Consider the following 19,475-nt stretch of genomic DNA (forward strand, 5'->3'; position numbering starts at 1 on the left):
CGGCGGGGCGCGGTGCGCGTACCGGAGCGGCGGCCCGGCCCGTCGCGGACGCCGAATGGGCCGGCGAGCCGCCCTACGACCCGGACTTCGACGGTCCGCGCGGTGGCCGGCCCGGCGCAGCGGCGGCGGCGACCCCGGCCTACGAGGGGTTCGACCCGGGCGACGAGCCGTTGGACGAGGTCATCGACGAGAAGACCGCCCGGGAATCCAGCGAGGAGCAGGCGGTGCGGCTGCTCCGGGAGACCTTCGGCGCCGAGAAGATCAACGAGGTCGACGCCCGTTAGGTCGGCACCGCCGACCGGGTGGGACGCGTCCGGTCGGCCGGTACCTCGGCGAGCAGGACGCCGAGGCAGCAGGCCCAGATCGGGAAGGGCAGCACGGCGACCCGCTCCATGCCGCCCACGCCGAGCCCGAGGCCCTGCTGGGCGACGAACAGCACCGTCCCCGCCAGCGCGACGAGCCCGGCGCTGAGGGTGAGCCGTCGGCACCTGCCGAGCGTCGTGGCGCGCGGGGCGAGGCCGGCGAGCAGCAGCCCGACGTTGCCCAGGCCCATGATCAGGAAGGCCCCGAGGACGTGCCGGTTCTCGTCGACGTCGGCCGGGTAGAGGGCCGCCAGGGCGTACCCGGCGGTGGCCGCCAGCAGGAGGGTTTGGGCCGAGCGCACCACAGCGCCGCGGCCGAGGAGCCGCCAGGTCAGCAGCAGCCCGGTGGCGAGCAGTACGGCGGTGACCACTGTCGCGGCGTTCATCAGTGGGTGCCAGGGCGAGCAGACGTAGCGGGGTCGGGTGGTGTCCCAGATCCCGCAGTGGGCGTTGCCGAGGTCGCTGATGTTGTGGATGGCCCAGCTGTAGGTCGGCTCGCGCCACCGCAGCCCGGTGACCAGGCTGGCGGCCAGGAACAGGGGTGCGGCCGCGACCCAGCACAGCGCGCCGACCCGGCCGGTGCGGTTGAGGTTCATGCAATCGAGCAGACCAGTGCGGCGGGCTTCGGCGCACTACCCGTAGCCGCCCGGTTGGGGGTGGTGGTAGCCGTACCCGGCAGGTCGGTCCGATCCCGGCGCGGACGGACGCACCGGCCGGGGTGGGGTCGGTCCCAGCGGATAGGCTGATCGGCGGTCGAGCAGACGAGTGCGAGAAGGAGCCATCCCGTGCGCCCAGGTGGACAGTCCAACATGCAGCAGATGCTGAAGCAGGCGCAGAAGATGCAGCAGCAGATCGCCGCCGCCCAGGCCGAGCTGGCCGAGGCCGAGCTGACCGGCACCGCCGGTGGTGGGCTGGTCACGGCGACCGTCTCCGGTGCCGGTGAACTGAAGGCCATCAAGATCGACCCGAAGGCCGTCGACCCGGACGACGTGGAGACGCTTGAGGACCTGGTCGTCGCGGCCGTGCACAACGCCGCCGAGGCGGCCCGGGAGCTGACCGAGCGCAAGATGGGCCCGGTCGCCGGCGGCATGGGCGGCCTCGGCCTGCCCGGTTTCTGAGCCGGCAGATGTACGAAGGTGCCATCCAGGATCTGATCGACGAACTGGGTCGGCTGCCGGGCGTGGGTCCGAAGAGCGCCCAGCGGATCGCGTTCCACGTCCTCTCGGCGGATCCGGCCGACGTCAACCGGCTGGCCGGCGCGCTGCGCAAGGTCAAGGAGCTGGTCCGGTTCTGCACTACCTGCTACAACGTGGCCGAGTCCGAGCAGTGCCGGATCTGCCGCGACCCGCGCCGCACCGACGAGGTGCTGTGCGTGGTGGAAGAGCCCAAGGACGTGGTGGCGATCGAGCGGACGGGTGAGTTCCGCGGTCGCTATCACGTGCTCGGCGGCGCGATCAATCCGCTGGAGGGGATCGGCCCGGACAATCTGCGCATCCGGGAGCTGATGATCCGGCTCGGCGGTGGCGGGGTGCGGGAGTTGATCCTGGCCACCGATCCGAACACCGAGGGCGAGGCGACCGCCACCTACCTGGCGCTGATGGTGAAGCCGATGGGCATCTCGGTGACCCGGCTGGCCAGTGGGCTGCCGGTCGGCGGCGATCTGGAGTACGCCGACGAGATCACCCTCGGTCGGGCCTTCGAGGGGCGTCGCGCGGTCTGATTCGTACCCGTGGGGGTGGTGTCGTCTCCGACGATGCCACCTCCGTCGTGGTGCCGGAGCCGGCACGCATCGATGTGTCGCTTGATGTCGTCGCCGCGGCGTCGACTGTCAGATCTCCGCGCAAGGTGTCGGCTTGATAGCGATTGCCTAACGCCCGTTCCGCTTCCTTGTGACATGTCATAGCCTCCCGCACACGGACCGAGCCACAACTCGGTGTGGTCATCCGCATGACAGAGGTGAGAGATGCAGGCGAGAAGGCTAAAAACGGCTGTGGCCATCGCGGCCGTTGCCGCACTGGCGGTCGGCGCGGCCGGCTGCGCGCAGAGCGACCGCGACAGTGACAGTGGCGAGGCCAAGACTGGCGGCACCTTCATCTTCGCGGGTGCCGGTGACCCGAAGAACTTCGATCCGATCTTCAACGACGACGGTGAGTCGTTCCGGCCGGTCCGGCAGATGTTCGACACCCTGGTGAGCCACAAGCCGGGCACCGCTGAGCTCCAGGGCGGCCTGGCCGAGAGCTGGGAGCACGACCCGGCGGGCAAGGTCTGGACCTTCAAGCTGCGCCAGGGCGTGAAGTTCCACGACGGTACGCCGTTCAACGCCGCCGCGGTCTGCTTCAACTTCGACCGCTGGTACAACATGAAGGGCGCTGCCGCCCAGTCCCAGATGATCTACTACATGGACACCTTCGGTGGGTTCGCGAAGAACGAGGCCGAGGGCGCCGGCGAGTCGATCTACAACAAGTGCGAGGCCAAGGACGACGGGACCGCCGTCCTGACCCTGAACAAGTACAAGGGCGCCTTCCCCGGTGCCTTCGCGCTGACCTCGCTCTCGATCGCCAGCCCGGAAGCGCTGAAGAAGTACGACGCGAACACGGTGAAGCAGAGCGGCGACTCGTTCGAGTACAGCGCCTTCGCCACCACCAACCCGGTGGGCACCGGCCCGTTCACCTTCGGTGGCTGGGACAAGGCCAAGAACGAGATCACCCTGAACCGGAACGCCGACTACTATGGCGAGAAGGCCAAGGTGGACAAGATGATCATCAAGATCATCAAGGACGAGAGCACCCGTAAGCAGGAGCTCCGCGCCGGCACCGTGCAGGGCATCGACTTCCCGGCCCCGGCCGACCGCAAGGCGCTCGAGAGCGAGGGCTTCCAGGTCATCAACCGCCCGGCGTTCAACGTCCTCTACCTGGGCCTGAACCAGAAGAACCCGAAGCTCAAGGACCTGCGGGTGCGGCAGGCGATCGCCTACGCGCTCAACCGCCAGCAGCTGGTGCAGACCAAGGGCCCGGGTGGCGCCAAGGTCGCCGACGAGTTCCTGCCGGACACCGTGCTCGGGTACGCCCCGGACGTGCAGAAGTACGAGTACAACCCGGAGAAGGCCAAGCAGCTCCTCAAGGAGGCTGGCGCCGAGGGTCTGACGCTCAACTTCTACTACCCGCCGGACGTCTCCCGGCCGTACATGCCGAACCCGCAGGAGATCTTCACCGTCCTCGCCAACGACCTCCAGGCCGTGGGCATCAAGGTCAACGCGACGCCTCGCCCGTGGAACGGCGGCTTCAAGGACGACGTGCAGCAGTTCGGCAAGCACGACCTGCACATCCTCGGCTGGACCGGCGACTACAACGACCCGGGCAACTTCGTCGGCACGTTCTTCGGCCGGGCCAAGGCCGAGTTCGGCGACCAGGCGATGACCGAGATGTTCGACGCCATCGCCAAGGCGGACGCCACTGTCGACGACGCCGGCAAGAAGGCGGCCTGGGAGCAGGTCAACCGGGACATCGCCGCCAAGTGGCTGCCGGCCGTGCCGGTCTGGCACGCGCCGCCGGCGATCGTCGTCACCAAGGATGTCAAGGGTCTGGTTGCCAGCCCGCTGACCGACGAGCGGTTCAACACGGTAAGCGTCAGCAAGTGACGTTTTCCGGCTGACGCCGTAGGCGTGATCGGCCCGGGTCCGGGGTTCCTTCCGGCCCGGGCCGATCGCGCGACCATCGAGAGTCTGGTGTGTGAGAGATGTTGCGAGTCATAGTCCGCCGACTGCTGCAGTTGGTGGTGACCCTGATGGCGCTGTCGGCGCTGATCTTCATCTGGCTGCGGAACCTGCCCGGTGGCCCGGTCGAGGCACTGCTCGGCGAGCGGGCCACGCCCGAGCGTCGCGCCCTGCTGACCAAGGCGCTCGGCTACGACCAGCCGATCCTGGTGCAGTACGGCAAATTCATGCAGCGAGTGCTGACCGGCGACTTCGGCAACTCGATCCGGACCGGTGACCCGGTCACCGAGGTCATCAGCCGCGCGTTCCCGGCCACCATCGAGCTGGCCCTGGCCGCGATGATCATCGCGGTCGGCCTCGGCGTGCCGCTCGGCTACCTCGCCGCCCGCTGGCGCGGACGGGCGCTGGACAACCTCACCATCGCCGGCACGCTGCTCGGCATCTCGATCCCGATCTTCTTCCTGGGCTACCTGCTCAAGGACGTCTTCACCCAGAACATCCACTGGTTCCCGCCGTCCGGGCGGCTCACCACCGGTCTGGACAACACCAACGTCACCGGCTTCTTCGTCCTGGACGGGCTGCTGACCCGCGAGTTCGACGCCAGCGCCGACGCGCTGTGGCACCTGATCCTGCCGGCGGTCACGCTGGCCACCATCCCGCTGGCGGTGATCGTGCGGATCACCCGGGCCAGCGTGCTCGACGTGCTCAACGAGGACTACGTACGGACCGCCGAGGCCAAGGGCCTGCGGCACCGCACCATCCGCGGCCGACACATCCTGCGCAACGCGCTGCTGCCGGTGGTCACCACCATCGGGTTGCAGACCGGCGCGCTGCTCTCCGGCGCGGTGCTCACCGAGAAGGTGTACAACTGGGGCGGCCTCGGCACGCTGATCACCGACTCGATCAGCGGCGGCCGGGACTACCCGGTGCTCCAGGCGATCATCCTGCTCGCCGCGCTGGTCTTCGTCGTGGTCAACCTGCTGGTCGACCTCTCCTACGCCTTCATCGACCCGAGGGTGCGTGTGCGATGAGTGACCCCACCACCCAGGCCGGCACGCCGGCCCCCCGCAGCGGCGACGACAAGCCACGCCCCGGCATGAGCGAGCGCAGCATCGGCCTGCTCGGTGACCGCAAGAAGGCCCGACTGGACGAACTGGCCCAGGCCAGCGCGTCCGACCGGGGCGGCATCAGCCTGGTCCGGGACGCCGCGCGCCGGCTGCGGCGTAACCCGGTCGCCATCGTCGGCGCCACCATCGTGGCGCTGTTCGTGCTGATGGCGATCTTCGCTCCGCTGATCGCGCCGCACGACCCGGTGCAGCGCTTCGACGAGCTGACGAAGAACCTGACAGTCGACACCATCCCGGGCTCCAGCAGCGAGTTCCCGTTCGGCTCCGACCCGCTCGGCCGGGACTTTCTCTCCCGGATGATCTACGGAGCCCGGCAGACGCTCTTCGTCGGCGTGCTCGCCACCCTCATCGGCCTGGCGCTCGGCGTGCTGATCGGCGCGATCGCCGGCGCCTTCGGCGGCTGGGTCGACGTGGTGCTGATGCGTCTCACCGACGTGATGCTGGCCCTGCCGAGCCTGCTGCTCGCGATCACCCTGGTCGCGTTGGCGAGCCGGTCCAGCCAGTGGACGGTCATCTTCGCGGTGGCCATCGTGAGCGTGCCGATCTTCGCCCGGTTGTTGCGCGGCTCGATGCTGGCCCAGCGGGAGAGCGACCACGTGCTCGCCGCCCGCGCGCTCGGCGTCAAGGAGCGCAACATCGTGTTGCGGCACATGCTGCCCAACTCGCTGACCGCGGTGATCGTCCAGGCCACCCTGACCTTCGCGGTGGCCATCCTGGACGCCGCGGCGCTCTCCTTCCTGGGCCTCGGCGACCCGGACATCAACCGGGCCGAGTGGGGCCTGATGCTCGGTGTCGACGGTCAGCGCTATTTCGAGGTCCGCCCGGAGTTGGCGTACTACCCCGCACTCGCGATCATCGTGGTCGCGCTCGGCTTCACCCTGCTGGGTGAGGCGATGCGCGAGGCGATCGACCCGAAGAACCGGCGGTGACCACCGTGCGCGCATCGCGAGCGAAGGACCACAGCAGTGAGGAAGTGACCCGATGAGCCTGCTTGACGTCCGTGACCTGAGCGTCGTGTTCCAGCGGCGTGGCGAACGGCCCTTCACCGCCGTGGACAAGGTCAGCTTCACCGTGGAGCCCGGGCAGACCGTCGGCCTGGTCGGCGAGTCCGGCTGCGGCAAGAGCGTGACCAGCCTGGCCATCATGGGCCTGCTGCCCAAGCGGGGTAACAAGGTCACCGGGGAGGTGCTCTTCGAGGGCACCGACCTGCTGAGGCTGCGCCCGGACGACCTGCGCGACCGGCGCGGCCGGGAGATCAGCATGATCTTCCAGGACCCGCTCTCCTCGCTGAACCCGGTCATCCCGATCGGCATCCAGGTGGCCGAGGTGTTGGAGCGTCACCAGGGCCGGGATCGCAAGCAGGCGCTACGGGAGTCGCGGGACCTGCTCGACGCGGTCGGCATCCCCGACCCGCAGCGGCGACTCAGCGAGTACCCGCACCAGATCTCCGGTGGGATGCGCCAGCGCGCGCTGATCGCCATCGCGCTGGCCTGCAAGCCTCGGTTGCTGATCGCCGACGAGCCGACCACGGCGCTCGACGTGACCATCCAGGCGCAGATCCTCACCCTGCTCAAGCAGTTGGTCGACGAGACCGGCACCGCGCTGGTCATGATCACGCACGATCTGGGTGTGGTGGCTGGGCTCTGCGACACCGTCAACGTGCTCTACGGCGGCAAGGTGGTCGAGCGGGCGCCACGGCACGAGCTGTTCGCGCACGCCCGGCACCCGTACACGCACGGCCTGCTCAACTCGGTGCCCCGGCTCGACTCACCGCGAGGTGAGCGGCTGCACGCGATCCGTGGTTCGGTCGCCGACAACATCCCGTGGGCCGAGGGGTGCGCGTTCGCGCCGCGCTGCGACAACGTCGTGGACGCGTGCCTGGAAGGGCCCCCGCCGCTCGAACCCACCGCCGGCGGCGGCGACCTCCGCTGCAACAACCCCGTCTCCGAGGAGGTGGCGGTCCGATGACCGAAGAGACCACTCCGCTGATCGAGCTGCGCGACGTCAAGGTCCACTTTCCGATCAAGAGCGGCCTGCTCTTCGACCGGACCGTCGGGTACGTCTACGCCGTGGACGGCGTGTCGCTGAGCATCCGCAAGGGCGAGACGTACGGCCTGGTCGGCGAGTCGGGCTGCGGCAAGTCGACGTTGGGTCGGGGCCTGCTGCGGCTCGTCGAACCCACCGACGGTGAGATCGTCTTCGACGGCACCGACGTCCGCGCGCTCAAGGGCGAGGCGATGCGGCAGGCCCGCCGCCGAATGCAGATGATCTTCCAGGACCCGCTCTCCAGCCTCGACCCCCGACAGTCGGTGGAGTCACTGCTGGTGGAGGGCCTCAAGGCGCACGGGTTGGCCGGCGACAAGGCAGAGACGAACCGGCGGCTGCGCGAGACGCTGGAGGCGGTCGGCCTGCCCGCGTCGGCCCTCAGCAAGTACCCGCACGAGTTCTCCGGCGGCCAGCGCCAGCGGATCGGCATCGCCCGGGCACTGGTGCTCAACCCGGACCTGATCGTCGCCGACGAGCCGGTCTCCGCGCTGGACGTGTCGATCCAGGCCCAGGTGCTCAACCTGCTCGAAGACCTCCAGAACGAGCGCGGCCTGACGTATCTGATCATCGCGCACGACCTGGCGGTGGTCCGGCACATCGCCGACACGGTGGGCGTGATGTACCTGGGCGGGTTGGTGGAGGAGGCGTCCAGCGACGACCTCTACCGCGAGCCGATGCACCCGTACACCCGGGCGCTGATGTCCGCGGTGCCGGTGCCCGACCCGGTCGTCGAGGACCGCCGGGAGCGGATCCTGCTCGCCGGCGACCTGCCCTCGCCGACCAACCCGCCGTCCGGCTGCCGGTTCCACACCCGATGCCCGTGGGCGCAGCCGACCCGGTGCGCCGACGAGCGGCCGGAGCTGCGCGACGTGGTCGGCGGGCACCGGGTGGCCTGCCACTTCGCCGAGGAGATCGCCGCTGGTCGGATCCGGCCGCACGAGGTCGAGGTGGAGCTGGTCCGCCCGACCGACGGCACCGGTCCGGTCGACCCGCCGGGCGAGTTGATCCCGACCCCGTGACGCCACCGGGGGCCGTTCGGTGACCGGGACGGCCCCTGGTTCGCGGTGGGTGGGTGGCTCAGCCCTCGGGGCGGTGCAGCAGCCCCACCGCGACGCCGTGCACCGCGTCCAGCCCCGCCGGGTCGGCCAGCGCGACCGAACCGCCGGTCACCGCGTACCACTCGTCCGCGTCCTTGTACTGCACCCGCACTGTGACCTTGCCGTCCGCGTACTCGGTGCGCAGGGTCAGGTCGCCGGTGACGACACCGACCTCGTCGGTCATCACGCCACCCGGGCCGGGCACGATGTCGGCGGTCCGGCTCTGCGGGCCGGCCGCGCCACCCGAATCCGCGACCATGCCGGCGCCCGGTACCGCGGCGGGGGTCTGGGCGCTGCCGTCGGCGGTCATGCCGGCGGCGGCCGGGCCGTTCTCCCCGGCGGCCGTCACGAATTGCTTCCCACTGAACAGCCCTCCAACATGTCGGTCAGGGCGGCCTTCTCGGCACTGGTCACCGTGAGCCGCCAGTAGTGCTTGACCGCCACCCAGTTCTCGGCGTATTTGCACCAGTACGATCGGTTCGCCGGTTTCCACTGGGACGGGTCCTGGTCACCCTTTGCCCGGTTGGAGGACGCGGAAACCGCGAAGAGCTGCGGACGGGTGGTGTCGTTCGCGAAATCCCCGCGCTTCGCGTTGTCCCACTCGTCGGCACCCGAGCGCCACGCGTTGGCCAACGGCACCATGTGGTCGATGTCCACGTCGGAGGGATCCGAGAAGCTGCGACCGTCGTACACGCTCTCCCAGCGCCCACCGACCACGTTGCAGCCGGAGAGCTTCACGTCCTTGCCATCGCGCTGGAGGATGCTGTCCCGGACGTCGCAGTTCTTGCCGGTGTCCCGCCAGTGCGGGAAGCGCTCCCGGCTGTAGCCCTTCATCGAGCCGGCGGCGGCGACGGTCAGCCCACCGAGCTGCTCCGCGGCGTTGCCACCGTCGCTCGGCGGCGGCGGAGTGTCCGGCTCATCCGGCGGGACGCAACCGGCCACGCCGAGCGCCAGCGCCGCGGCGAGCGCGGCCACCGCCGCTCGCGGTCCTGATCTGGTACGCACAGACGACACCTCTCCAGCTTGGGGGCTTCCGGCGATTGCGCACAGTACCCGGGGATGGTTTCGGCGTTTCGTGGCGTCTCCCACATGATGCAAGGAAGATTGGGGGGATGACCACACCCGTACCGGCGTCCACCCTCCGGATGGGCACCACCGCCGGCCGGGGCACCCTGCTCGCTGCCGTACTCGCCTCCGGCATGGTCTTCCTGGACAGCACAGTCGTCAACGTGGCGCTGCCGAAGCTCGGGCAGGACCTCGGCGCGAACGTGGCGGATCTCCAGTGGACCGTCAACGGCTACCTGCTCATGCTGGCGGCGTTCGTGCTGCTCGGCGGCGCACTCGGGGACCGCTTCGGCCGGCGCCGCGTCTTCCTCGTCGGCGTGGTCTGGTTCACCGCCGCCTCCGTGCTGTGCGGGCTGGCCCAGGGCACGGGCTGGCTGATCGCCGCCCGGTTCCTCCAGGGCGCCGGCGGCGCGTTGCTCACCCCCGGGTCGCTGTCGGTGCTCCAGGCCAGTTTCCATCCGGACGACCGAGGCCGGGCGATCGGCGCGTGGGCCGGGCTGTCCGGTGTGTCCACCGCGCTGGGCCCGTTCATCGGTGGCTGGCTGATCGACGCGCTCTCCTGGCGCTGGATCTTCTTCCTCAACCTGCCGATCGCCGTGCTGGTGGTGCTGGCCGCGCTGCGCTGGGTGCCGGAGAGCCGGGACGAGAGCGCCTCCCGGACCGCCGGGCCGGGACGGACCCGACGGCGGTTCGACGTCACCGGAGCCCTGCTCGGAGCGCTCGCCCTCGCCGGTGTCACCTACGCCCTGATCGACGCCCCGGCGCGCGGCTTCGACTCGGCCCCGGTGCTGGTCGCGGCGCTGGTCGGGGTGCTGTCCGCGGTGGCCTTCGTGCTGCTCGAACGGCGACGCGGCGACGCGGCGATGCTGCCCACCGGGCTGTTCAGCAGCCGGCTCTTCTCGGTGCTGAACATCTTCACAGTGGTCGTCTACGCGGCGCTCGGCGGTTTCACCTTCTTCTTCGCCGTCTACCTGCAGAACGTGGTCGGGTGGTCGGCCTTCCGCACCGGCATCGCGCTGCTGCCGATGACAGTGCTGCTGCTGGTCGGGTCGGCCCGGTCCGGTGCGCTGTCCGCGCGGATCGGTCCCCGGCTCCAGCTGACCGTCGGGCCGGTGATCGCCGCAGTCGGTCTGCTGCTGCTGCGCGGCGTCGGACCGGGCGCGTCGTACTGGCGCGACGTGCTGCCCGGGGTGCTGCTCTTCGGCATCGGGCTGACCCTGGTCGTGGCCCCGCTTACCGCATCGGTGCTGGCCGCCGTGCAGGACCGGTTCTCCGGGGTGGCCAGCGGCTTCAACAACGCGGCGTCCCGGGCCGGCGGTCTGCTCGCGGTGGCGGCGCTGCCGCTGCTGGTCGGCCTCTCCGGTGGGGGGTACGAGCAGAAGGCCGAGCTGACCGACGCGTTCCGGGGCGCGATGGAGTGGTGCGCCGGGCTGCTCGTGGCCGGCGCGGTGCTGGCCCTGGTGCTGATCCACCGACCGAACCGGGAGGCCCCGCCGTCCCAGCCCTGTCACTCGCTGCCCGCCGCCACGCCGCCGGCCCGACGGAAATAGGAGGGGCCCCCGGGTCGGGCCCCTCCTATTTGCCCTGCTCAGCTGGCGCGAGCCCGGTTGACGGCGCTGGTTACCGCCTTGATCGAGGCGGTGACGATGTTGGCGTCGGTGCCGACACCCCAGACCGGCTTCCCGTCCACCTCGCACTCCAGGTACGCGGCGGCCTGCGCGTCGCCACCGGAGGAGAGCGCGTGCTCGTGGTAGTCGAGCACCCGTACGCCCACTCCGACGGAGACGAGCGCGTTGACGTACGCGTCGATCGGGCCGTTGCCGATCGCCGTGAGCGACCGCCGCTCGGTGCCCACACCGACCTCGGCCTCGATCTCCACCTTGCCGTCGGCGGTGCGGATCGTGTAGCCGTCCAGCCGGACCGCCGGGTCGGGCTGGTGGCCGAGCAGGTAGTGGGTTGCGAAGATCTCCCACATGGCGCGCGGGTCCACCTCGCCACCGTTGTGGTCGGTGACCTGCTGCACCACGCCGGAGAACTCGATCTGGAGCCGGCGCGGCAGGTCCAGTTGGTACTCGCTCTTCATGATGTACGCGACGCCGCCCTTGCCGGACTGCGAGTTGACCCGGATGACCGCCTCGTAGGTGCGGCCCAGGTCCTTCGGGTCGATCGGCAGGTACGGCACGGCCCAGGTGTGCTCGTCCACCGGTACGCCGGCCGCCTTCGCGTCGGCGACGAGCGCGTCGAAGCCCTTCTTGATGGCGTCCTGGTGGGAACCGGAGAAGGCGGTGTAGACCAGGTCGCCCGCGTACGGGTGGCGCTCGTGGACGGGCAACTGGTTGCAGTACTCGACGGCTCGCCGGATCTCGTCGATGTTCGAGAAGTCGATCATCGGGTCGATGCCCTGGGAGAAGATGTTGAGCCCCAGGGTCACCAGGTCGACGTTGCCGGTGCGCTCACCGTTGCCGAACAGGCAGCCCTCGATGCGGTCCGCGCCGGCCAACAGGCCCAGCTCGGCGGCGGCGACCCCGGTGCCCCGGTCGTTGTGCGGGTGCAGGCTCAGCACCACGCTGTCCCGGCGCGGCAGGTGCCGGTGCATCCACTCGATCGAGTCGGCGTACACGTTGGGGGTGGCCATCTCGACGGTGGCCGGCAGGTTGATGATCAGCGGACGGTCGGGCGTCGGGTCGATCACGTCGATCACCCGGGAGCAGACCTCCAGCGCGTACTCCAGCTCGGTGCCCGTGTACGACTCCGGCGAGTACTCGTAGTAGATGTCCGTGTCCGGGGTGTGGATCTCCGCGTACTTCTGGCAGAGCCGGGCCCCGGTGGTGGCGATGTCGGCGATGCCGTCCTTGTCCAGGCCGAAGACCACCCGCCGCTGGAGGGTGGAGGTCGAGTTGTAGAAGTGCACGATGGCCCGCTTCGCGCCGCGCAGCGACTCGAACGTCCGCTCGATCAGGTGCTCCCGGCACTGGGTGAGCACCTGGATGGTGACGTCGTCCGGGATCATGTCCTCTTCGATGAGCTGCCGGACGAAATCGAAGTCGGTCTGGCTGGCCGACGGGAAGCCGACCTCGATCTCCTTGTAGCCCATCTGGACCAGCAACTGGAACATCCGGCGCTTGCGCTCCGGCGACATCGGGTCGATCAGGGCCTGGTTGCCGTCGCGGAGATCCACCGCGCACCAGCGTGGGGCGGCTTCGACGGTGCGGGTGGGCCAGGTGCGGTCGGGCAGTTCGACCCGAACCTGCTGCTGGTACGGCTGGTAGCGGTGGTACGGCATCCGGCTCGGGCGCTGCCGGGCGATCGGATCGGTTTCAGCGTCGGGCGTGGTGCCGGCTGGATGAGCCATGGCGGAGTGCTCCCGTGAGGTCATGTGGCGTTTCAGCAATCGGACAGATCGGCGTCACTGCCGTGCGTCGCTGCCCGGCGGGCCGAGATGTGTGCTGCGGTGCTGATGGGCGGCGCGATCCGACTCCGCGACGAGGTGCCGGCCGTCAGGCCTCGTCGCGGCGACCAAGGAGGAGGTGCGCCTGCCACATGACAGAGTGACACTACGTGATGGGATGGGGCCTGGGAAGGCGCGTCCGAACTGTGGGACCGGAATCACGACCCGCTCCGGCTCCAGGGTCAGCCCAGGCCGCCGCCGCACGAAGCTCCGGTGCGGCGGCGGCGGGTGAGCCGCTGGGCGCACTCAGGCGAGCAGCAGGTCGGCGACCGGCCGGCGGTGCCGCAGGCCGGTCTCGAGCACGCGGAGTTCGGCCGGGAGACCGAACGGATCCCCGAGCCGTCCGACGGCGGCGACCACCAGCGGGCGGACCCCGTCGGGCAGGGCGAGTTCGCTGGCGAGACCAGCCCGGTCGAAGCGGACGAGCTGGTGAACGTGCAGGCCGAGCGCGGTGGCCTGGACGGTCAGGTGGGCGATCGCCTGGCCCAGGTCGTACGCGGCCCGCTCGGCGTCGCCGCCGGTGTGCGCGCCGACCACCAGGATCGCGGCGTGCCGGACCCAGCTCTGGTCACCGCCCGGGAGACTGGTCAGGATCCGTTTCCAGGTCTCGTCGTCCCGGTGGCCGAGGGCGAACCGCCAGGGCTGTCCGTTTCCTGCCGACGGCGCCCAGCGGGCGGCCTCCAACAGCGATGCCGCCTCGTCCGGGGTCAGCTCGGCGACCGGGTCGAAGGCCCGTGGACTCCAGCGGTAGGCGAGCAGCGGGGTGAGATCGGCCATACGACAGATCGTCCCGTATGGGGGATTCGCCCCCTCGATGAGGGTGTTCAAATGTGGGCAAGAGCACCCGTAACGGGACGAAGATCAGGACGTTCCCGCGCTCGGGCTGTCCGACGGGTCGGGAGTCGGCGGTGCCGCCGTGTCGAGTGGCTCCGCGTCGGCCACCACCGGCCCGGCCAGCTGCACGGTGGCCGGCGCCGGGCCGGGTGGCGCGGCCAGCCGCAGCGTTCCGGCCTGAGTTCGGACGCCGGTCGGGGTGCCGTCCCGGTCGTAGCAGTAGATGCCCACATCCAGCGGGGCGTTGAGCGAGGCCGAGGTGGAGTCCACCGAGTAGCAGGTGCCGGTCACGCCCTCGGGCGCGCTGGCCAGGGCCACCGCCAACGGTGCGCGTCGGTCGGTGAGCACGTCCAGCCAGTCGGTGAGCGGGTGCTGGACCCGGGGGTCCGACCGGCGTGGGATCGCGTCGTCGCGGTCACCCAGGCGTACGCACCGGGCCGACTCCGCGTGACCGGCCGACGGCAGGGCGCACTGGAACAACCCGTCGGTCGTGCTGGCCATCGAGACGTCGACCGTGCCACCCAACGCGCCCGCTGGCACGTCGACCCGCCAACTGCCGTCGTTCGCACTGGTGAAGACGAGGGTGCGGTCCGGCTGGTCGGCCTGGCTGTACACGTACTGGGCGACCAGGTGGCGGTCCTGGGCGGCGGCGGCCAGCGCGGCCAACTCCTCGCGCGCCGCGTCCACCTCGATCGGCCCGGGGTCGGCGGGTGGCGGGGTCGGAGGCTGCGCGCCGGAGCAGGCGACCACGAGCAGCGGCAGGGCGAACACGAGCGGCCCGAGCACACGGCCGGTCGGGCGGATGAGGGCGGGCACCGGCCCATTCTGGTGGGTGCGGGCGGTCGGTGGGGGTCGACGTCCGTCGTGCCGGCTCCGGCGTGTCGGACCGCGCCGCCCCGGGTGCCTCCCGACCTGGTGGGCCCGGCCGGGCCGGGCACGTCCGGGCCGGATCGTGGGATCACCTGACCCGGCGTCGTTGCCCGCCGGATACCCTCAAGGGGTCTGACACGCGCCGCCGGCCCCGGTTCCGGCGGCGTCGGCACGCTCAGGGTCACTGGGAGGGAGTGCACCGTCGTGGCACTCGTGGTGCAGAAGTACGGCGGGTCCTCCGTCGCCAACGCCGAGCGGATCAAGCGGGTGGCCGAGCGCATCGTGGCCGCCCGCAAGGCCGGCGACGACGTGGTGGTGGTGGTCTCCGCGATGGGGGACACCACCGACGAGCTGCTCGACCTGGCCAACCAGGTCAGCCCGCTGCCGCCCGGCCGCGAGCTGGACATGCTGCTCACCGCCGGCGAGCGGATCTCCATGGCGCTGCTCGCCATGGCCATCCACAACCTGGGGTACGAAGCCCGCTCGTTCACCGGTTCGCAGGCCGGCGTGATCACCACCTCGGTGCACGGCCGCGCCCGGATCATCGACGTCACCCCCGGGCGGCTCAAGGGCGCGCTCGACGAGGGCTCGGTGGTCATCGTGGCCGGCTTCCAGGGCGTCTCGCAGGACACCAAGGACGTCACCACGCTGGGCCGGGGTGGTTCGGACACCACCGCCGTGGCGCTCGCCGCCGCCCTGCACGCCGACGTGTGCGAGATCTACACCGACGTGGACGGCATCTTCACCGCCGACCCGCGGATCGTGCCGAACGCCCGGCACATCCAGCAGATCACCTACGAGGAGACGCTGGAGCTGGCCGCCTGCGGCGCGAAGGTGCTGCACCTGCGTAGCGTGGAGTACGCCCGACGGGCGGGGTTGCCGATCCACGTCCGTTCGTCATACTCGACCAACACCGGCACGATGGTCACCGGATCGATGGAGGACCCTTCCGTGGAGCAGGCACTGATCACCGGGGTCGCGCACGACCGCAGCGAGGCCAAGATCACGATCGTCGGGGTGCCCGACGAGCCGGGTGCCGCCGCGCGGATCTTCGACACCGTCGCGGGCGCCGAGATCAACATCGACATGATCGTGCAGAACGTCTCCACCGAGGGCACCGGCCGGACGGACATCTCGTTCACCCTGCCCAAGGCCGACGGCCCGACCGCGATGGCCGCGCTCAGCAAGATCCAGGAGCCGGTCAAGTTCAAGGGCCTGCTCTACGACGACCACGTCGGCAAGGTCTCGCTGATCGGCGCCGGCATGCGCTCGCACCCCGGCGTGGCCGCCGGGTTCTTCGCCGCGCTCGGCGCGGCCGGGGTCAACATCGAAATGATCTCCACCTCGGAGATCCGGGTCTCCGTGGTCTGCCGGGACACCGACCTCGACGCCGCCGTCCGCGCCATCCATGACGCGTTCGAGCTGGGCGGCGATACCGAAGCCGTGGTCTACGCGGGGACGGGTAGGTAGCGCCCGTGTCGGGGCTGCCGACCCTCGCCGTGGTCGGGGCGACCGGTGCCGTCGGCACCGTGATGTGTGAGCTGCTCACCGGCCGGCGCAACGTCTGGGGCGAGATCCGGCTGCTGGCCTCCGAGCGCTCGGTCGGGCGTCGGGTGCGCTGCCGCGGCGAGGAACTCGTCGTCCAGGCGCTGACCCCCGAGGCGTTCGACGGGGTCGACGTGGCCATGTTCGACGTGCCCGACGAGGTCTCCGCCGAGTGGGCGCCGATCGCCGTCTCCCGGGGCGCGATCGCGGTCGACAACTCCGGCGCGTTCCGGATGGACCGGGACGTCCCGCTGGTCGTTCCGGAGATCAACCCCGACCAGGTCCGCAACCGGCCCCGGGGCATCATCGCCAACGCCAACTGCACCACGCTCGCGATGATCATCGCGGTCGCGCCGCTGCACCGCGAGTACGGGCTGCGGGAGCTGGTGCTCGCCTCCTACCAGGCGGTCTCCGGCGCCGGCAAGTCCGGCGTCGACATCCTGCACGACCAGCTCACCAAGGTCGCCGGCGACCGGGCGCTCGGCTCGCGGACCGGTGACGTGCGCCAGGCGGTCGGCGACGACCTCGGCCCGTTCCCGGCGCCGCTGGCGCTCAACGTGGTGCCCTGGGCCGGCTCCCCGGCGGACAGCGGCTGGTCGTCGGAGGAGATGAAGATCCGCAACGAGTCGCGGAAGATCCTCGGCCTGCCCGACCTCAAGGTCTCCGCCACCTGCGTGCGGGTGCCGGTGGTCACCGCCCACTCGGTGGCCGTGCACGCGGTCTTCGCCACCGAGGTGGACGCCGAGGGCGCGCGCGAGGCGCTGCGCAACGCACCGGGGGTGATCCTGGTCGACGATCCGGCGGCCGGGGAGTTCCCGATGCCGATCGACGCGGTCGGCACCGACCCGTCCTGGGTCGGCCGGATCCGCCGTGCCCTGGACGACCCCCGCGCCCTCGACTTCTTCGTCACCGGCGACAACCTCCGCAAGGGTGCCGCCCTCAACACCGCCCAGATCGCCGAACTCCTGGCCAAGGAACTCCGCACCCCCTGACGGCCCGGGTTCACCTCGTCGATCATGAAGTTGTCGCCACGACACGCCGCGCGACGTGGCGATAACCTCATGATCAACGCCGAGTGGGGGTGGGGTGGGGTGGGTTAGGCGGCGGCTAGGCGTACGCCGTCGCGGCCCTGGCGTTTCACCGCGTAGAGGGCTTGGTCGGCGCGCCTGAGGGTGCGGTCCGGGGACTCGCCGGGGCGGGGCAGTGCGACGCCCACACTGATCGTGCGGCCGATCCGTCGGGCCGCCTCGGTCAACCGTTCGGCGATCCGGACCGCCTCCTCCGGGCGGCTCACCTCGATCACGGCGACGAACTCGTCGCCGCCGATCCGGTACAGCTCGTCGCCGTGCCGCAGCGCCCCCTCCAGAGCCCGCGCCAACCCGACCAGCACCCGGTCGCCGGCCTGGTGGCCGTACGTGTCGTTGACGGTCTTGAAGCCGTCCACGTCGATCGCCAGCAGGGCCGTACGCCCGGGGGTCGCCCCGGCGATCCGCTGCCCGAACGGGCCGGTGTGCCGCAACCCGGTGAGCGGGTCCGAGCTGGCCTGCTCTCGCAGCCGGGCCAGGGTGCGGAGCCGGTCGACGCTGGTCCAGGCCTGCCCGGCGAGCAGCTCCATCAGACTGACAGTGGTCGGGTCCGGGCGCAGCGCGCGCTCGTCGGCGACCAGCAGCACGCCGCCGGCCTCCGCCGGGCCGACCGGTACGGCGACCAGCGTGCGTACCCCCGCCCGGGTCAGTGGTCGGTAATCCTCGGTCGGGGAATGCCCCGCCTCGCCCAGCGTGTACCCGGCCCCGTACCGGTGTGCCCGGTCGACCATCCGGTCCAGGGCGACCGGGCCCGCCTGGGACAGCTCGGCGCGGACCCGGGTCTCCAGCTCGCTCGGCGTGGCCGGGGACGGGCCGAGCTGACCGGCCAGCAGCAGGATCGCGGTGGAGAGGGTGGACACCTCCCGGGCGGCGCGGGCGGCCACGCCCAGCACCTCCCCCTCGGTCGGCGCGGCGGAGAGTGCGGCGGCGTGCCGGAGCAGCTTCTCGCTGCGGCTCTCCGCGGGTGGGCCACCGAGCGCGGCGATCCGCGAGCCGAGCCGGTCGGCCAGCCGCCGCGCGACCTCCCGCCACGGCTCCAGGTCGGTCGGCTCGCTCCATTGCAGGTCGAGTACGCCGATCGCCTGGCCGGCCGGGTCCAGCACCGGCACACACAGCTCGGCGGTCACGTCGGGGCGTACCGGTAGGTAGTCCGGGTCGACTGTGACGTCGGGGACGACGGCGGCGGCACCGGTCGCGTGCACCCGGCCGACGATGCCGGTCCGGGCCGGCACGGTGGCGAACACCTGCCAGGCCCCGGTCGCCGCGACGCAGCGCAGCCGGTCGTGGACCGCGAGCAGCACGGAGATGGTCGCCGGGGTGTGCCGGGACAGCGCGGTGACCGTCCACCGACAGGCCTCCAGCGCGCTCGACGCCATCGGCAGGCGGACGGTGACGTCACGGATGACTCGCTGATGATCCACTCGCACGTCGTTCCAGGTAGGGGAGGGGCCCGGCCAGCGCCGAACCGCGCGATCAAGCGTACTCACGGCGGCCGGAACCGACCGGTCTTCGTACACACGTGCTATCCACAGGCTGTGGACCCAGCCTGTGGGCAGGCGCCGCCGGGACGTGCCGGCCGGCGCTAGCGTGGAGGCTCCCGCCGTTCAGGAGGCGACGCATGCTGGTCTGGTACGTCGCGTACGGCTCCAACATGCACGCCGCGCGGCTGGGCTGGTACATCGGTGGCGGCTGCCCACCCGGCGGCAAGCGGACGTACCCCGGCTGCCGAGACCGGCGCCCACCGAGCCGGTCGGCCCCGGTGTCGCTGCCCGGTGGCGTCTACTTCGCCGGCGAGTCCCGGGCCTGGACCGGTGGGATGGCCTTCTACGACCCGGACCTGCCGGGCGAGGCCGCCGCCCGTGCCTACCTGGTCACGGTGGAGCAGTTCACCGACATCGCGGCACAGGAGATGTACCGCCCGGCGGGCGACAGCGCCGGCCTGATTCCGGCGACCGGCGCGGCCATCGACGCGGCCGTCGCCGTCGGACGCGCCACCCTCGGCCCCGGGCGGTACGAGACGTTGCTCTGTCCGGGCAGCCGCGACGACGTACCGATGCTCACCTTCACCGCACCCGACGGGGTGTCGGTCGCGCGGTGTCGGCCGCCCGCGTCGATCTACCTCAGCATGATCGCCCGTGGCCTGCGCGAGTCGCACGGCTGGCCGGCCGAGCGGATCACCGACTATCTGGCGGCTCGGCCCGGGGTGGCGGACGGCTGGCCGCCGGAGGCCCTCGCCGCCCTGGTCACCGAGGCGGTGGCCGACGGTTGACCCGCCGCCCGCCGC

The 19,475-nt window shown here is 71.1% G+C and carries 18 protein-coding genes and 1 pseudogene; 12 read left to right on the forward strand and 7 right to left on the reverse strand.

The window, feature by feature from the left end; genetic code table 11:
- A pseudogene (locus JM949_RS21100) lies at positions 1-284 on the forward strand (DNA polymerase III subunit gamma and tau); the annotation flags it as partial.
- On the opposite strand, the gene JM949_RS21105 reads toward JM949_RS21100, so the two are convergent.
- Complete coding sequence (locus JM949_RS21105) at positions 281-958, reverse strand: DUF998 domain-containing protein (protein WP_203150116.1); 678 nt, start codon at positions 956-958, stop codon at positions 281-283. The pseudogene JM949_RS21100 and the gene JM949_RS21105 sit on opposite strands and share 4 nt — an antisense overlap.
- 213 nt (positions 959-1,171) lie before the next feature.
- On the opposite strand from JM949_RS21105, the gene JM949_RS21110 reads away from it, so the two are divergent.
- The 7 genes from JM949_RS21110 (at position 1,172) to JM949_RS21140 (ending at position 8,266) form a co-directional block, all read left to right on the forward strand.
- On the forward strand, positions 1,172-1,480 hold the full coding sequence (locus tag JM949_RS21110) for a YbaB/EbfC family nucleoid-associated protein (RefSeq protein WP_238433593.1): 309 nt from the start codon (positions 1,172-1,174) through the stop codon (positions 1,478-1,480).
- A gap of 8 nt (positions 1,481-1,488) precedes the next feature.
- A complete protein-coding gene (recR, locus tag JM949_RS21115; protein ID WP_030328135.1) occupies positions 1,489-2,082 on the forward strand; it encodes a recombination mediator RecR in 594 nt (197 codons plus the stop codon).
- Positions 2,083-2,325: 243 nt separating this feature from the next.
- Positions 2,326-3,999 (forward strand): ABC transporter substrate-binding protein, encoded by a 1,674-nt coding sequence (locus JM949_RS21120; RefSeq protein ID WP_203150118.1) that lies wholly within the window; start codon positions 2,326-2,328, stop codon positions 3,997-3,999.
- Between the two features lie 98 nt (positions 4,000-4,097).
- Positions 4,098-5,105: an ABC transporter permease gene (locus JM949_RS21125; RefSeq protein WP_203150119.1), complete on the forward strand. Its 1,008-nt coding sequence runs from the start codon at positions 4,098-4,100 to the stop codon at positions 5,103-5,105.
- A gap of 65 nt (positions 5,106-5,170) precedes the next feature.
- Positions 5,171-6,130: an ABC transporter permease gene (locus tag JM949_RS21130; RefSeq protein WP_203150130.1), complete on the forward strand. Its 960-nt coding sequence runs from the start codon at positions 5,171-5,173 to the stop codon at positions 6,128-6,130.
- Positions 6,131-6,182: 52 nt separating this feature from the next.
- Complete coding sequence (locus JM949_RS21135) at positions 6,183-7,169, forward strand: ABC transporter ATP-binding protein (protein WP_203150120.1); 987 nt, start codon at positions 6,183-6,185, stop codon at positions 7,167-7,169.
- Positions 7,166-8,266 carry an ABC transporter ATP-binding protein gene (locus tag JM949_RS21140; RefSeq protein ID WP_203150121.1) on the forward strand — a complete coding sequence of 367 codons (1,101 nt, stop codon included), beginning with the start codon at positions 7,166-7,168 and terminating at the stop codon, positions 8,264-8,266. Before JM949_RS21135 ends, JM949_RS21140 begins: the two co-directional genes overlap by 4 nt.
- Before the next feature lie 58 nt (positions 8,267-8,324).
- On the opposite strand, the gene JM949_RS21145 is transcribed toward JM949_RS21140, so the two are convergent.
- Both JM949_RS21145 and JM949_RS21150 read right to left on the reverse strand, forming a co-directional pair.
- Positions 8,325-8,714, reverse strand: a complete 390-nt coding sequence (locus JM949_RS21145; protein WP_203150131.1) for a hypothetical protein — start codon at positions 8,712-8,714, stop codon at positions 8,325-8,327.
- Positions 8,690-9,349 (reverse strand): HNH endonuclease family protein, encoded by a 660-nt coding sequence (locus JM949_RS21150; RefSeq protein WP_203150122.1) that lies wholly within the window; start codon positions 9,347-9,349, stop codon positions 8,690-8,692. The genes JM949_RS21145 and JM949_RS21150 overlap by 25 nt, the downstream gene beginning before the upstream one ends.
- Positions 9,350-9,456: 107 nt before the next feature.
- On the opposite strand from JM949_RS21150, the gene JM949_RS21155 reads away from it, so the two are divergent.
- The gene (locus JM949_RS21155) at positions 9,457-10,959 is read left to right on the forward strand and encodes an MFS transporter (protein WP_203150123.1); all 1,503 of its coding nucleotides are present in this window, start codon (positions 9,457-9,459) and stop codon (positions 10,957-10,959) included.
- Between the two features lie 38 nt (positions 10,960-10,997).
- Here JM949_RS21155 and leuA read toward each other — a convergent pair whose 3' ends face one another.
- The 3 genes from leuA to JM949_RS21170 all read right to left on the reverse strand — a co-directional run bounded on the left by leuA (position 10,998) and on the right by JM949_RS21170 (position 14,507).
- Positions 10,998-12,761 (reverse strand): 2-isopropylmalate synthase, encoded by a 1,764-nt coding sequence (gene leuA / locus JM949_RS21160; protein WP_407664795.1) that lies wholly within the window; start codon positions 12,759-12,761, stop codon positions 10,998-11,000.
- A 342-nt stretch (positions 12,762-13,103) separates the two neighbouring features.
- Complete coding sequence (locus JM949_RS21165; RefSeq protein WP_203150125.1) at positions 13,104-13,634, reverse strand: nitroreductase family protein; 531 nt, start codon at positions 13,632-13,634, stop codon at positions 13,104-13,106.
- A gap of 84 nt (positions 13,635-13,718) precedes the next feature.
- On the reverse strand, positions 13,719-14,507 hold the full coding sequence (locus tag JM949_RS21170) for a hypothetical protein (protein ID WP_309232256.1): 789 nt from the start codon (positions 14,505-14,507) through the stop codon (positions 13,719-13,721).
- A gap of 258 nt (positions 14,508-14,765) precedes the next feature.
- Here JM949_RS21170 and JM949_RS21175 point away from each other — a divergent pair, with 258 nt between their 5' ends.
- Both JM949_RS21175 and JM949_RS21180 read left to right on the forward strand, forming a co-directional pair.
- Complete coding sequence (locus JM949_RS21175) at positions 14,766-16,031, forward strand: aspartate kinase (RefSeq protein ID WP_203150126.1); 1,266 nt, start codon at positions 14,766-14,768, stop codon at positions 16,029-16,031.
- A gap of 5 nt (positions 16,032-16,036) precedes the next feature.
- A complete protein-coding gene (locus JM949_RS21180; protein ID WP_203150127.1) occupies positions 16,037-17,098 on the forward strand; it encodes an aspartate-semialdehyde dehydrogenase in 1,062 nt (353 codons plus the stop codon).
- A gap of 104 nt (positions 17,099-17,202) precedes the next feature.
- Here the strand turns inward: JM949_RS21180 and JM949_RS21185 are convergent, their stop codons facing one another.
- Positions 17,203-18,567, reverse strand: a complete 1,365-nt coding sequence (locus JM949_RS21185; protein WP_238433597.1) for a diguanylate cyclase — start codon at positions 18,565-18,567, stop codon at positions 17,203-17,205.
- Between the two features lie 242 nt (positions 18,568-18,809).
- Between JM949_RS21185 and JM949_RS21190 the strand changes: the two genes are divergently transcribed.
- Positions 18,810-19,460, forward strand: coding sequence for a histone deacetylase (locus JM949_RS21190; protein ID WP_203150129.1), 651 nt, complete (start codon positions 18,810-18,812; stop codon positions 19,458-19,460).
- The last annotated feature ends 15 nt before the right edge of the window (positions 19,461-19,475 follow it).

The organism is Micromonospora tarensis, assembly GCF_016803395.1.
Lineage (GTDB): Bacteria > Actinomycetota > Actinomycetes > Mycobacteriales > Micromonosporaceae > Micromonospora > Micromonospora tarensis.

Excerpts from the sequence above, each read along its gene's own strand:
- JM949_RS21110 (WP_238433593.1), top strand. The coding sequence starts at position 1,172 with ATGCAGCAGATGCTGAAGCAGGCGCAGAAGATGCAGCAGCAGATCGCC.
- JM949_RS21185 (WP_238433597.1), bottom strand. The coding sequence starts at position 18,567 with ATGGCGTCGAGCGCGCTGGAGGCCTGTCGGTGGACGGTCACCGCGCTG.
- JM949_RS21155 (WP_203150123.1), top strand. The coding sequence starts at position 9,457 with ATGACCACACCCGTACCGGCGTCCACCCTCCGGATGGGCACCACCGCC.
- JM949_RS21135 (WP_203150120.1), top strand. The coding sequence starts at position 6,183 with ATGAGCCTGCTTGACGTCCGTGACCTGAGCGTCGTGTTCCAGCGGCGT.
- JM949_RS21125 (WP_203150119.1), top strand. The coding sequence starts at position 4,098 with ATGTTGCGAGTCATAGTCCGCCGACTGCTGCAGTTGGTGGTGACCCTG.
- JM949_RS21190 (WP_203150129.1), top strand. The coding sequence starts at position 18,810 with ATGCTGGTCTGGTACGTCGCGTACGGCTCCAACATGCACGCCGCGCGG.
- JM949_RS21165 (WP_203150125.1), bottom strand. The coding sequence starts at position 13,634 with ATGGCCGATCTCACCCCGCTGCTCGCCTACCGCTGGAGTCCACGGGCC.
- recR (WP_030328135.1), top strand. The coding sequence starts at position 1,489 with ATGTACGAAGGTGCCATCCAGGATCTGATCGACGAACTGGGTCGGCTG.
- JM949_RS21105 (WP_203150116.1), bottom strand. The coding sequence starts at position 958 with ATGAACCTCAACCGCACCGGCCGGGTCGGCGCGCTGTGCTGGGTCGCG.
- JM949_RS21140 (WP_203150121.1), top strand. The coding sequence starts at position 7,166 with ATGACCGAAGAGACCACTCCGCTGATCGAGCTGCGCGACGTCAAGGTC.
- JM949_RS21130 (WP_203150130.1), top strand. The coding sequence starts at position 5,171 with ATGAGCGAGCGCAGCATCGGCCTGCTCGGTGACCGCAAGAAGGCCCGA.
- leuA (WP_407664795.1), bottom strand. The coding sequence starts at position 12,761 with ATGGCTCATCCAGCCGGCACCACGCCCGACGCTGAAACCGATCCGATC.
- JM949_RS21120 (WP_203150118.1), top strand. The coding sequence starts at position 2,326 with ATGCAGGCGAGAAGGCTAAAAACGGCTGTGGCCATCGCGGCCGTTGCC.